Below are 12,717 nucleotides of genomic sequence, written 5' to 3' on the forward strand. Positions count from 1 at the left end.
GGATAAAATGAGCATACAAGATATCATCGAAGGCAAAAAAAAGTGGCGAGCGCACGTGGCTCGTGTGAAAGCGCTTCCGCAGGATTATCAGATTGTTTATAAAGAGATTCAAAAATATCTCTTTAAGGTCGGCCCTGTTGAGCTAACCGATGGGACGGATTTGCTCTCCGGGATTATTGATCTTTTTGAAGAGGGCGCGGCTCTTGGGAAAGCCGTGCTGGAAGTAACGGGCAGTGATGTAGCAGCTTTCTGTGACGATCTAATCAAAGATTCAAAAACCTATGCTGACATCTATCAAGAATCTGTTGATCAAGAAGTTAATAAGGCAATGAAAAAGGTTAGGGATAAAACAAGGTAAAAGGGAAAAATGTTGCCTTAGGTACAAGAAAAACAGCACTTGCTTTAGTGCTGTTTTCTATGCCAAACTATATTTCACTGAATATTTATTGTTTTTTCTTTTTTCTAAACAAGATTGCGTGACTCCAGATAGTATCAAAGATAGCTGGGGCGACATTTGTTTCTGGATTTGCATAAATCCTGAAGCCTAAATAAGCATCCTCATTGTTATCAACACCATATGCTGAGGCTTTAGGATTGCCTGTACTATATGGTATTATAACTTCATTACCTTCTTCAGTTTTTCTTGCCATCTTTACTGCATAATAGTACTTTGAGTTTTTATAATCTCTAGGAAAATACTCGGTTGCGGGGTACTTTAACTCATCTGTAATATTGGCTCCCACAACACCATTCCATAATTCTTCGCCGTAAAAGCTTATGTTAAAAAATGTTGCAAATCTGGTTTGTGCGTGATCAACGCCATATATTATCACAAAATCCTCATCAGTTTCTAATTGGAATTTATCTGTCCTTATATAGAGGCCGTCTCTGTTATCATAATACACATTAACATCCTGTAATATTCCCTCATAACCATCAAGTATCCAGAGTTTTGAATTCAGATCCACAGGTTCATATTCTTCATTTTGGTACTTCTTAATTATCTCATTTCGCAGATAATTCAGTTCATTTCTTGCATAAGGAACCACCTGGAATTCAGTAGTGCCGGTTTCATGCTTCTTAAGGGCTGGTATCGGCCAAGGATCTAGAGCGGGAGAAGCAGTTTTAGGAGTAATACGTAATACCTTTACATAGTTTTCGAGGTTATTGATATAATCCCAGCCAACATCATAATCTATCCAAATTGCAGCCCTCATTATAAAGGAGAAAGTATCTTTTCCTTTTTCAAGACCCATGTTAACCATTGCCATAGGGATGTTGTCATCGTTCATAATACCTGGACTAAATCCTGAAGCAACTAGAGCATCACGCATTTGCGCATTTATGCCTCTGTCTGCAGTTGTAATGATGATGGTGGAACTGTTAAAGGGATTTCCAGGGGACCCATAAGGTGTACTATCAGTCCAGATACGACGATTATTGATTTGATCACCCAAGCTGGCAGTGATAGCGTGATAAAAACCAGTATAGTCATTGCCTACCGTAATATTATCACTGTAATCTTTTGACGGTTTGTTTTCTACAAATCCAAGGTAACTTCTGTAACTAAAGTTATATGCCGGTGGAGGTGTCTTTCCGATTAATACAATAGCTTCGTCAGCACGCAGCTTATAGTCCATTCCAGGTGCTGCGTATTCTATATTAGCTGGGTAATTATTAGGATCCTGAGGATTATATCCTTTTGGAGGTTTTTGACCGGGAGATGGATCTTGGTTTGGCGCCGGTGGAAGAAAATAGGTTGCATAAGGAGCACCTGCATTGTTGGCAAAGGCATTGTCAAATTTTCCTTCACTAACTAGCTTCAGTATGTCTAAATACTCCAGTTTTCCTTCCTGAACAATAAACCCTCTTTCTTCTAATGTAGAGATAAAATCTGTTAGCTTTTTATCTTCATCATCTGCATAATTAGAGAATTGTCTTGAGAAGTTCCAGTCATACATTGGTGCTTTAACACAGTTTAGGCATGAGCACATTCTACAGCTAGCACAAGGTGCTAAACTGTATATTGGAGTGTTAAAGTAGGTAGGATTTGTCTTATACATATGATTCTTTCCTTTCAAAGACTCTCTATCATTTTATGATAAGGGATTAAAATATGTGCACTAATATGCAGAAATTGTGTTCACGGAGGGATAAAAGCCTAGGAGATATTTTAAGATTATTTCCTTTGGCTTTTTTGTTTTTACTTGTTTTAGAATGATACTTCATAGTATGCATAATTGGCTTAATATTTGTTTTAAAAAGATAATAGTTATGCAAGTCCAGTAGGATAAGACAGACTGTATAATAACAAGTGAATATTGAAAAATAATTTCTAATAATTTATTCTAAAAAAGGAAATGCTAAACTATAGCCTAGATATATGCTTTTTAAGACAAGCTATTTAAGGCCAATATTTACAGAAAAAATTAATAAAGTTTTAAATACCAGTTGTAGAAACTGGTTTATAAATATTAATAATCAAATTATACTAGGAGGCGTAATAATGAAATATTTTATAGTTGAAGATGATTTTTGGAGTCTGTTTCCTAATGCGAGAATTGGTATTGTTATTTGTAATGGGATAGATAATTGTATAAAGGACGAAGAAAAATATAAAGCAACCCTTTTAGAGGCAGAAAAGGAAGCTTTAAAATATTTGCAAAACCCAGAGTTTAGCAGTAATGAAGCAGTAAAAGTATGGAGAGAAGCATTTCAAAAGTTTAAAACAAAGAAAGGTGCCAGGTCATCTATTGAGGCATTATTAAAGAGAGTGCATAATGGAAATCACTTAGGGACTATTAATCTTTTGGTAGATATTTACAATTCTATTTCGTTAAGATATGCATTGCCTTGCGGTGGTGAGGATATAGATACCTTTGTTGGTGATATAAGATTGACTAAGGCAATTGGAAATGAAAATTTTGTTACACTAGGAACGGATAAAAGTGAGCCACCATATGAAGGTGAAATAGTATATAAGGATAACCAGGGAGCAATTTGTAGATGCTGGAATTGGCGTGAATCAGTGAGGACAATGCTAACTGAAAATACGAAGAATGCTTTTCTATGCATTGAATTAGTTGACGAAAAAAGGACAGCAGAGTTTGAAAATGCTTTAAAAGATTTAGCAAAAACAGTACAGGATAATTTAGGTGGAACATGCAAGATTTCAATTCTTGATATTAACAATAAAGAAGTATCAATAAAGTAATTTGGGAGGAAAAGATGATGGGTGGTTTCAGTTATAAAGATATTTATATTGAAAATGAAAGAAGGGTACTAGAAGTTAACATACTTCCTGAGAAGTATTGCAACTTTGACTGTATATTTTGCCCTATTGGAAGATCAGAAAATAAAGTAGATATCCAAAAGTCATTTGATGAAATGGATAGCTCATTAAAAGAACTGGAAAGCATGATAGAAAATACTAAAGCAGAATTAATCTTTGTTAACTCAAAGGGTGAAGCCTTTGTTAATGATAAAGTTATCGATGTCATAAAATTAATCAAAGGTAAAGGACTGCCTGTAAGATTGCTTTCTAATGGATATTTGCTAGGTAAAGACCAGTATATAAAAATAGCTAACATGTGCGATGAAGTTATTGGAGAGATAAAAACAATAACTGAAGAAGATTTTCAAAAAATCCAAAGACCCATTGAAGGGTATACTTTAGAAGAATACATTTCAAACATGGTTTCCTTTAATAAACAATACAAAGGTAAGTTTATATTTGAAATAACAATTATTAAGGGCTATAACGATGATGAAGAATCAATTCAGAGGTTGAAAAATGTTATTAAAGAAATATCTCCTGATAAGATAATTATCGCAAGAATGGATGATGAAAAGTTTAAGAAAAAACTTGGCATATCTGATGAAAGATTTGAGGAAATTTCAAAAGTATTGCTAACTGAATAGACAGATAATTTAATGAAACTTATACTTTAAAGCTTATTTATAATATATTTGGTAGGATACAACATTCTTGTTGTATCCTACTAATGTCACTTAAATATTTTCTATTATCTTAGCTACCCAAGTACATAAATCCGCTGAAGCCTTTTTAGCTATTTCCACAACTTTTTCGTGTGAATGCTTATGCTTTTGTATTCCTGTTGCCATGTTAGTAATACAAGCTATTCCAAGGACATCTATTCCTAAATAGTTAGCAACTATTGTTTCTGGAATAGTTGACATTCCAACAGCATCAGCTCCTTGTCCGCCTATTGCTACTATTTCTGCAGCAGTTTCATAGTAAGGTCCTGTACAACCAGCATAAACTCCCTCTTTATAGTCAATTCCAATTTCATCAGCTAGTAATTTTGCTTTGTCTATTAACTCTAGTTTATAAGGCTCAGACATATCAGGAAATCTTGTACCAAATCTTTTATCATTAACTCCAATCAGTGGGTTATCTCCAAATAAATTTATAAAATCCTTTATAAGCATTAATGTACCAGGATTAAAATCAGTATTTATACCACCGCAAGCATTAGTTACGATTAGTTTTTCTATTCCCAACTGTTGCATTACATATACTGGGTAAGTAACCTCTTTCATTGTATACCCTTCATAGTAATGAAATCTTCCCTGCATAGCTAGTACATCTATTCCTTTTAATTTTCCTAATACTAACCTTCCCTCATGACCTTCTACTGTAGACTGAGGAAAGTTGGGGATTTCTTCATAATTTATATATTCTTTATCCTCTAATACATCCACTAAGTTACCTAATCCTGAACCAAGAATAACTGCAATCTTGGGATTAAAGTTACCAATCTTATCTCCTATATATTTTGCAGATTCTACAACCTTATCATACATATTATTCATATTAATGCCTCCTTTAAATTATAAAATTAATTTATCATGGAATTATTGAAAGTAATGATGACATATGTCACAATGATTAAAGAAATTTTCTTTTGAATTTTTTTGGGAGGCGTAAAGACATAAAATGAAAAGAATTAATGATTCAAAACTTATAAATCAATACATTGAAAAATACAATATAAATGAATTTTTCAGTAAAGATATAAAACCTTATACTGAGCTTTTTCTATTTAGTAAAGGTGATCATGTTTGTAGAGAAGGAGAAAGTTTAAGACATCTTTTTTTTCTAGTAGAAGGAAAAGCAAAAGTTTACTCATCACTAAGCAATGGTAAAACAATATTAATATGTTTTTATAATTCAGGTAGTATAATTGGGGATGTAGAATTTATGAAATTAGAACCGGCAAATTCAAATTTCCAGGTTATAGAGGATAGTTACTGCATAGCAATTTCTCTTGAAAGAGTTAGAGAATATTTACTAGATGATACTAAGTTCATGCAATTTATGTGCAGGTCCTTAAGTGAAAAACTGATCAGGTTATCTAAAAGTAGCTCCATTAATTTACTTTACCCCTTAGAAAATAGGTTAGCTAGCTATATTTTGGCCACAGCAACAAGTACTTATATAAATGAAGCAAGAGCTATGATATTCAGTGAAAATTTAACTGAACTAGCAAACTTACTAGGCACAAGCTACAGACATCTTTTAAGGACATTAAAAATGCTTTGCAAAAGTGAAATTCTTGAAAAGAAAAACACTTACTTTAAAATTATAGATCTTGATAGATTAAAAAACCTTGCAGCAGACTTAGGTAACGGACTTTGGGAAGCCTTTTAAAATTCTGCTCATGGCATCACTTTCCTTTTTTAAAGATAATTTTTTATTTAGTTTGAACCTGATAAACAAATTTACCGTCTTAGTATATGTAATTAATTATAGATAGCATGCTGTCAGTAAAGTTTGGAAGGGGGCATCAGGGTGGAGCTAGAGTTTTTAGTTAAAAGAGCACAAAAAGGTAATGAAGAAGCCTTTATTAAACTTATAGAAATGCATAAAAAGCTCATGTATAGCGTTGCTAAGTCCATGATTGACAATGATGAAGATATAGCAGACCTAATACAGGAGACCATATTAAAAGCTATAAAAATATAAGAAATTTAAAGGATTACGGTGGATTTAAAGCTTGGCTTATGAGAATTCTTATAAACAATTGCAAGGATTTTATTAAAAGTAGTAAAAAAGTTGTGAGTATAGATGAAGTAGTCTTGCAAAGCTCAAAGTGTGAGGAGTTTGAGCAAATTGAGCTTAGAGAAATTTTTAATAGCTTAGATGGAAGCTTAAGATTAATAGTTCAGCTTTATTATATTGAAGATATTTCAGTAAAGGATATAGCTAAGCTGACTAATATACCAGAAGGAACTGTAAAATCAAGACTTCATAGAGCACGCAGGATACTGAATGAATTATTTACAGATAGGAGGACAAGCTATGCAGGAAATGTTAAGTGATAAGGAAATAATAGAGCTTTTAAAAAAAATGTAAGGATATGGATATACCGGCTGTAGTTGATAACAAAATAGAAGATACTTATAAAATTATAAAGAGAAACAAGGATAAGAGAAAAATAAAAGGATATGCAGCAGCGGCAGCATTAATATTGACAATTGGTGCAGTAGGTGGAACCTTATATAGCAATCCTGCTTTAGCCTATGAAATACCAGGTGTAAAAACTTTAGTCAGTAAGACATCCTTATTTAAGGATGAAAAGTTATCTAAATATGCTACACCTATGGAAGCAAGATGCAAAGATAAAGGAATAGAGCTTAGAATTAAGGAAGCTGTATATGATGGAAGTGATATTTATATTGCGTATATTGTTAAGAGTGATAAAGCATTAAAAATAGATGAAGATAAAATCTACGGTTCTGCTATAGTGCCAGTAAGATATAACGGAAGGGAAATAAAAGTCATTGGAAGTGAAGTGAATGAGTGGGAGGATATGGGCTATGAAAAAGTGGATGATAACACATATATAGTAAAGGAAAGGTTGGGAATTGAAAGTTTTAGAAAACCCATAAATGAACTTGGTTTTGAAGAAAAAATTAATAAATTAGCAGGTATTGAAGGCAATTGGCAGCTTAACTTTAAGATAAACGTTGATAGTATGAAGGATAAAATAAAAGCTGTAAAAGTGAATAAAAATGTTGATTTTGGATATGGTAAGCTAAAAATAACAGACTTACAGATAAGTCCAATAAAATCCAGAATAGTTTTTGAAAAGTGGAACTTCACATTTAATAATGATAGTGAGAGAGAAGATACACTATTTGAAAAAAACTACAACTTTGTTATCTCAGACGATAAAGGAAGAGGTCTGCAAAAGGTGGGGGGAGGATCATCTACAAACCAAATAAAATCAAAGGGAGAGGAAAGATTTAATACTGCAGATGAGGAAATACCTAAGTTTATAGTAATAACACCGGTAAAAAGAACTGTCCCATTAATTTATGAACTGTATCAAAACATGAATGAGGAAGATATAAATGCCGGGGTAATACCAAAAGAAATAATAAACGGACAAGTATCTCATGGAACATTAGACAAGCTTCCAGCAGTAATAAATACAGAAAAGTTTGGAAAGATAATTATAAGCAAAATAGAAGAAAAAGAGGAAAATGCATATATTTATTTGACAATTGAGCAGGGTAAATATTTAAGTATTTTTGATAGCCAAATTAATATATATGATAAAACTAAAGATAGAAACAACAGAAAATCCTATTATGGTAGTGGGATGCTAGAAAGAGTAAAGGATAATGACTATGTATTAAGGATAGATAAGGATGAAACTAGAGAGACAGGGAAAATAGATTTTAACAGATTAAAAGACTATGAAGTTGTAACTCCAGATTTTGATGAAGGTTATGAATTAGTAGGGAAAGAGATGAAAATAGAATGGGTAAAATAAAAATGGTATCGGTGTAAGATGAGGCATATGTTGACTTTATTAAATCTTAGAACTAAAATAACCTTATTAAAGGTTTGGTAGGGGAAATTTTGTAGCTGTTGCAGATATAATATTAGGAGGTGGCGAATTATTTATAAATTATTACTAATAGAAGATGATTTGGAGATTTCTGAACTTGTAAGTAGGCATCTCAAAGGTGAAGGATTTGATATAGTAGCAGTCAATGATGGTGAAAAGGCCTTACAGGCTTTTTATAATAATACTTTTGATTTAATCCTATTAGATTTAATGCTGCCTAAGGTCAGTGGAAAGGAAATATTAAAGAGAATAAGGGAGTCTAGTTCTGTACCTGTACTTATTGTTTCTGCAAAGGATTCTGAAGTTGATAAAATTTTAGGATTAGAATTAGGTGCTGATGATTATATAGCCAAGCCATTTTCGGTACTTGAGCTAACAGCAAGGATATCTGCAATCTTTAGAAGGATAGGTTATTATATTAAAGAGGAAAATAGTACTAAATCAATTTCAAGAGGACCCTTTACACTTAACTTTGATAACTATCAAATCCTAAAAGGTGAAGATCATATAGATTTGACTGCAAAGGAATTCGAATTATTAAAGTTATTTTTTGAAAACCCTAAAAAGGTATTTACCAAAGCACAAATATTTGCCAGTGTTTGGAAAGGTGATTTTATTAATGATGATAACACTGTTACAGTCCAGATAAGAAGATTGAGAGAAAAAATTGAAGAAGATCCTTCCAATCCAAAGTATATAAAAACTGTTTGGGGAATTGGTTATAGATTAGGAGATACATAGCATGATTAATTTTTTGATAGCTATTGTAATTATTGTACCTATTATACTTTTTTTAACTAAAATACATATGAAAAACAAAGACATATCTTTCATAATAAGTTCCTTAAGTAAAGTTTCCTTTGAAAGTGTAAATGACAGGATTAGACTAGTAACAGGCGACAAGATTATAAAAAGCTTGTGCTTAGAAATTAATAGTTTTATCTCAAGATTTTATACATTAAAGGTCAGTGAAACTGAGTCAAAAGAAGCTATGAAAAAGATGATTTCTAATATATCTCACGATTTAAGAACACCTATGACAGTTATGCTTGGATATATTGACCAGCTTAACTATAATTCTCTGCTAACTGAAAAAGAAAAGAAAGAATATTTGACAAAACTAGAAAAAAAGATGTATGAAACTATAACCCTTATGAATGAATTTTTTTCTCTTTCCAAATTGGAATCTGGGGATGAAGTTATCAATATAGTAAAGTTAAATATTTCAGAAATTGCGAAAAAGAGTATATTGAGTTTTTATGAAACTCTTGAGACAAATAAAATTAATGTAGAAATTGATATTCCGGAAAAGGATATATGGGCTTTAGGAAACGAAGAAGCTATTACAAGAGTCTTAAACAATCTTATAACTAATTCAATAAAATATGGATCTGATGGTAAGGTAATAGGAATAAAACTTTATGAAGAAAATGATCTAGTATGGATAGAGCAGTGGGATAAGGGCAAAGGCATATCAGAATCAGAGAAAAACAAGGTCTTTGAGAGGTTGTATACGTTAGATGAATCTAGGAACAAGGATTATCAAGGAAGTGGATTAGGACTTACAATTGTTCAAACACTGATAAACAAGATGAATGGAGAAATATATTTGAAGAGTGTTCCTTATGAGAGAACTGTATTCAAGTTCTATTTAAAAAAACAATAGGAACTTATAAGTTAATAGCTGATTTTGAATATTATATGATGTGGGTGAAAAAGTGGAATATGCAGTGAGGACTTTTAACTTATGTAAGAAAATAAAGGATACTGTAATAATTAATAATTTAAATATAAACATTAGAAAAGGAGAAATCTATGGGCTGCTTGGACAAAATGGTTCAGGAAAAACCACTACCTTAAAGCTTATCCTAAATTTACTTAAACCTACTTCTGGAGTTATAGAATTATTTAATGAGCCTATAACAAATAACAGTAAAGAATTTTTAAAGAAAGTTGGTAGTGTAGTAGAATATCCTGCCTTTTATGAAAATCTTACAGCTAAAGAAAACTTAGAGATTCATAAAACTTTCATGGGATATGAAGAAAAAAATTGCATTGATGACGCAATAGAAATAGTACAGCTTAAGGATTTTGAAGGAAAGTTAGTCAGTGAACTTTCCCTTGGTACCAAACAGAAGCTTGGTATTGCAAGAGCAATATTAACAAAACCTGATTTATTAATATTAGATGAACCTGTCAATAGTTTGGACCCATTAGGTATAAGAGACATCAGAAATTTATTAGGTATGCTTTCTAAAAAATATGGAACCACAATTTTAATATCAAGCCATATATTAAGTGAAATAGAACAAATTGCAGATACTATAGGTATAATTCATAAAGGTATTCTCCTTGAAGAGCTAGACTATGAAAGTATTAGAGAAAAAAGCAGACATTCCATAGAACTTATAGTTGATAATGTAAATAAAGCTTCTTTTTTACTTTCAGAGAAGATGAATATAAATAACTTTCTCGTATCTGGATTGAACAAAATTAAAATTTATGAAAGATTAAATGATAGTGGAAAAATAAATGTATTCTTATGTAAAAATAATGTAGAAGTTAAATCTATTAATATCAAAAGGGATACATTGGAAGAACATTTTATTTCACTTATTAGGAGAAAATCAAATGATTAGTCTTATAAAAATAGAGTTTCTTAAATTGAAGAGGCGAGATAAGCGTTTAGCTATTATTATTACCTGCTTGGCAGTTTCAATGCTTTTGATTCCTGCTGTAAGAAGTAAAAGAATAGATAACTGGGTGCAAGTTATACAATTTAATTCCCACAGTATAAATTTTGTTACTAACATATTCTTATGTGTACTTTTATCAGAATTATTTATTACTGAGTATAAGGATAAAACTATAAATGTAATGTTTAGCTATCCAATTAGCAGAACTAAAATATATATTGCAAAGATGGTAGTGGTATTTTCATATTGTTATTTTATAGTTATTATCAATACAATCTCCTCTATAGGAGTACTGCTAGCATTAAATAGCATAAAACCTTTTATAAAAGACAGCATTAACCTGTCGGTTATTATTAAGGGAGTTAACATTACCTTAATAGGCATAATAATAAGTACTTTGCTTACAGTGATATATTCGTTTTTTGCAATAGTAAAAAGATCTTTTCTTCTAATGATTATTTTTTCCACCATAATGCACTCAATAAAAGGAATACTTCAGACTTCATATCCTATGTTATATTTGCGGCTGCCTCTTATTTTATTAGGAATAAGCCTTCTTACAGTTATCCCTATAGTATATACTTTAAATAATAGAGATGTAATATGCAGTGAGGGTAAATAGAATATTAGTTAAATCAAAAATGGACATAATAGTTTAACACTGATGCAGGTTAAACTATTATGCCCATTTTTTTATTATATTTTTATATTCCAGTTCAGGAAGAGAATAAACATATGTAAGAATTATGTAATATTTAAGCAATAAATTTTAAAGATATTTTCTATATAATAAAGTTGAATATAAGTAAAGATGCACTAAATAAATTATTTACTGTTATAGAAATTCTGAGCAGACATAATTAGGATTGCTATTAAATAAGGAGGTTCAAAAATGTTAAAAGGAAAGAAATCACTTTGTATGATGATTATACTCATTACTGCCTGTGCAGCATTTGCTTTCAAAGGTATTGTTTTAGGTGGAACGAAGAAAAGCACTTCAACTATGACAACCAATATTAATAAGACTTCTGTAAAGGTAGTTAAGGCAAGTGCAGATATAATGGCAAATAGTACATCCTTTAATGCTTCACTAGAGGCATCTGAAGAAGGAACTATAAGTAGCAAAATAGGTGGAAAAGTTATTGAGGTTTCCTTTGAAAATGGACAAACAGTATCTGCAGGTCAAGCTTTAGCAAAGCTAGATGATACTGATATAAGAAACAATATAAAATCCAGTGAAGCACAACTTACTGCAGCAGAAGCACAATTAAGGTCAGCAGAAAGTTCAGCAAGTTCTTCCCAAATAATGATTGATAAGCAGCAGACCAATTTGGAAACTGCCCAGAGGAATTATGATAGAACAAAAGCTCTTTTTGATCAAGGAGCAGTTTCAAAGGTGGAATTTGAAACTTCAGAATCTAGTCTTAAATTAGTACAAGCTGATTTAGAATCAGCGAAGGCTAGTTCACAATCTTCAAGTCTTTCCACTGAAACACAAAGAGCTAATATACAAAAATCACAAACAGATTTGAATACTTTAAGAGAGTCATTGAAAAATACAACTATTACAGCTCCAACTAGTGGAATTATAAGTGGAAAAAGCATTACTGTAGGACAATATCTAAGTCCAGGAACAGTTCTTGGAAAAGTACAAAATGTATCTTCTATAAATGCTGTTATTGAAGTAAAAGACAGTGACTTAAGTTATGTAAAATTAGGGGCAATGGCTAAGTTTAAGCTCAGCGATAAAGATTCAGAGGAATATGATGGTGTTGTGAAAAGTATTGATGGAGCTGCAGACCCTATTTCTCGAGTATTTAAATGTAGAATTCAAATTGACAACAAAGATGGAAAGCTTAAGCCCGGTGTATTTGGAAATATAAAAATTGCTACTGATGAAAATAAAAAAGCAATAATGGTTCCCTTAAAAGCACTGGCAGGCAGCGAAGGAAAATATTATGTCTTTGTAAACAACAATGGAGTAGCAAAAAAGCAAAATATAACTGTAGGAGAAATTAGTGAAGATACAGTGGAAATAAAATCTGGAGTACAAGATGGAGACAGTATCATTTATACTAACGTAGGTACACTTCAAGATGGTGATGCTGTAAAAGTAGCAGCAGAATAGGAGTTGAAAT

At 31.6% G+C, this 12,717-nt stretch carries 14 protein-coding genes; 12 read left to right on the top strand and 2 right to left on the bottom strand.

All coding sequences use genetic code 11. The features are described from left to right. Window positions 1–7 precede the first annotated feature (7 nt). A complete protein-coding gene (locus tag N4T77_RS01535; RefSeq protein WP_261669948.1) occupies window positions 8–358 on the top strand; it encodes a DUF1048 domain-containing protein in 351 nt (116 codons plus the stop codon). A gap of 85 nt (window positions 359–443) precedes the next feature. On the opposite strand, the gene N4T77_RS01540 is transcribed toward N4T77_RS01535, so the two are convergent. Next, the gene (locus N4T77_RS01540) at window positions 444–2,063 is read right to left on the bottom strand and encodes a hypothetical protein (protein WP_261669949.1); all 1,620 of its coding nucleotides are present in this window, start codon (window positions 2,061–2,063) and stop codon (window positions 444–446) included. A 443-nt stretch (window positions 2,064–2,506) separates the two neighbouring features. Between N4T77_RS01540 and N4T77_RS01545 the strand changes: the two genes are divergently transcribed. Together N4T77_RS01545 and N4T77_RS01550 are read left to right on the top strand one after the other, a co-directional pair. Then, window positions 2,507–3,214 carry a B3/4 domain-containing protein gene (locus N4T77_RS01545; RefSeq protein ID WP_261669950.1) on the top strand — a complete coding sequence of 236 codons (708 nt, stop codon included), beginning with the start codon at window positions 2,507–2,509 and terminating at the stop codon, window positions 3,212–3,214. A gap of 17 nt (window positions 3,215–3,231) precedes the next feature. Then, window positions 3,232–3,921 carry a radical SAM protein gene (locus N4T77_RS01550; protein WP_261669951.1) on the top strand — a complete coding sequence of 230 codons (690 nt, stop codon included), beginning with the start codon at window positions 3,232–3,234 and terminating at the stop codon, window positions 3,919–3,921. Between the two features lie 90 nt (window positions 3,922–4,011). On the opposite strand, the gene N4T77_RS01555 is transcribed toward N4T77_RS01550, so the two are convergent. Beyond that, window positions 4,012–4,827 carry a purine-nucleoside phosphorylase gene (locus tag N4T77_RS01555; protein ID WP_261670012.1) on the bottom strand — a complete coding sequence of 272 codons (816 nt, stop codon included), beginning with the start codon at window positions 4,825–4,827 and terminating at the stop codon, window positions 4,012–4,014. A 133-nt stretch (window positions 4,828–4,960) separates the two neighbouring features. On the opposite strand from N4T77_RS01555, the gene yeiL reads away from it, so the two are divergent. The 9 genes from yeiL (at window position 4,961) to N4T77_RS01600 (ending at window position 12,707) form a co-directional block, all read left to right on the top strand. Further along, window positions 4,961–5,674 (top strand): transcriptional regulator YeiL, encoded by a 714-nt coding sequence (yeiL, locus tag N4T77_RS01560; RefSeq protein ID WP_261669952.1) that lies wholly within the window; start codon window positions 4,961–4,963, stop codon window positions 5,672–5,674. Window positions 5,675–5,815: 141 nt separating this feature from the next. Further along, complete coding sequence (locus N4T77_RS01565) at window positions 5,816–5,989, top strand: RNA polymerase sigma factor (protein WP_261669953.1); 174 nt, start codon at window positions 5,816–5,818, stop codon at window positions 5,987–5,989. 38 nt (window positions 5,990–6,027) lie between these two features. Next, window positions 6,028–6,345, top strand: a complete 318-nt coding sequence (locus tag N4T77_RS01570; RefSeq protein ID WP_261669954.1) for an RNA polymerase sigma factor — start codon at window positions 6,028–6,030, stop codon at window positions 6,343–6,345. Between the two features lie 38 nt (window positions 6,346–6,383). Continuing rightward, window positions 6,384–7,805, top strand: a complete 1,422-nt coding sequence (locus N4T77_RS01575; RefSeq protein ID WP_261669955.1) for a DUF4179 domain-containing protein — start codon at window positions 6,384–6,386, stop codon at window positions 7,803–7,805. Between the two features lie 147 nt (window positions 7,806–7,952). After that, the gene (locus N4T77_RS01580) at window positions 7,953–8,624 is read left to right on the top strand and encodes a response regulator transcription factor (protein WP_315903153.1); all 672 of its coding nucleotides are present in this window, start codon (window positions 7,953–7,955) and stop codon (window positions 8,622–8,624) included. A gap of 1 nt (window position 8,625) precedes the next feature. Next, window positions 8,626–9,549: a cell wall metabolism sensor histidine kinase WalK gene (locus N4T77_RS01585; RefSeq protein ID WP_261669956.1), complete on the top strand. Its 924-nt coding sequence runs from the start codon at window positions 8,626–8,628 to the stop codon at window positions 9,547–9,549. Window positions 9,550–9,601: 52 nt separating this feature from the next. Further along, entirely contained in the window at window positions 9,602–10,522 is a 921-nt protein-coding gene (locus tag N4T77_RS01590) for an ABC transporter ATP-binding protein (RefSeq protein WP_261669957.1), read from the top strand. Beyond that, complete coding sequence (locus N4T77_RS01595; protein ID WP_261669958.1) at window positions 10,515–11,201, top strand: ABC transporter permease; 687 nt, start codon at window positions 10,515–10,517, stop codon at window positions 11,199–11,201. The genes N4T77_RS01590 and N4T77_RS01595 overlap by 8 nt, the downstream gene beginning before the upstream one ends. Window positions 11,202–11,471: 270 nt before the next feature. Next, a complete protein-coding gene (locus tag N4T77_RS01600) occupies window positions 11,472–12,707 on the top strand; it encodes an efflux RND transporter periplasmic adaptor subunit (RefSeq protein WP_261669959.1) in 1,236 nt (411 codons plus the stop codon). Window positions 12,708–12,717: the final 10 nt, after the last annotated feature.

Origin of the sequence: Clostridium sp. CX1, assembly GCF_025398335.1 — a bacterium.
GTDB classification, from domain to species: domain Bacteria; phylum Bacillota; class Clostridia; order Clostridiales; family Clostridiaceae; genus Clostridium_AM; species Clostridium_AM tanneri.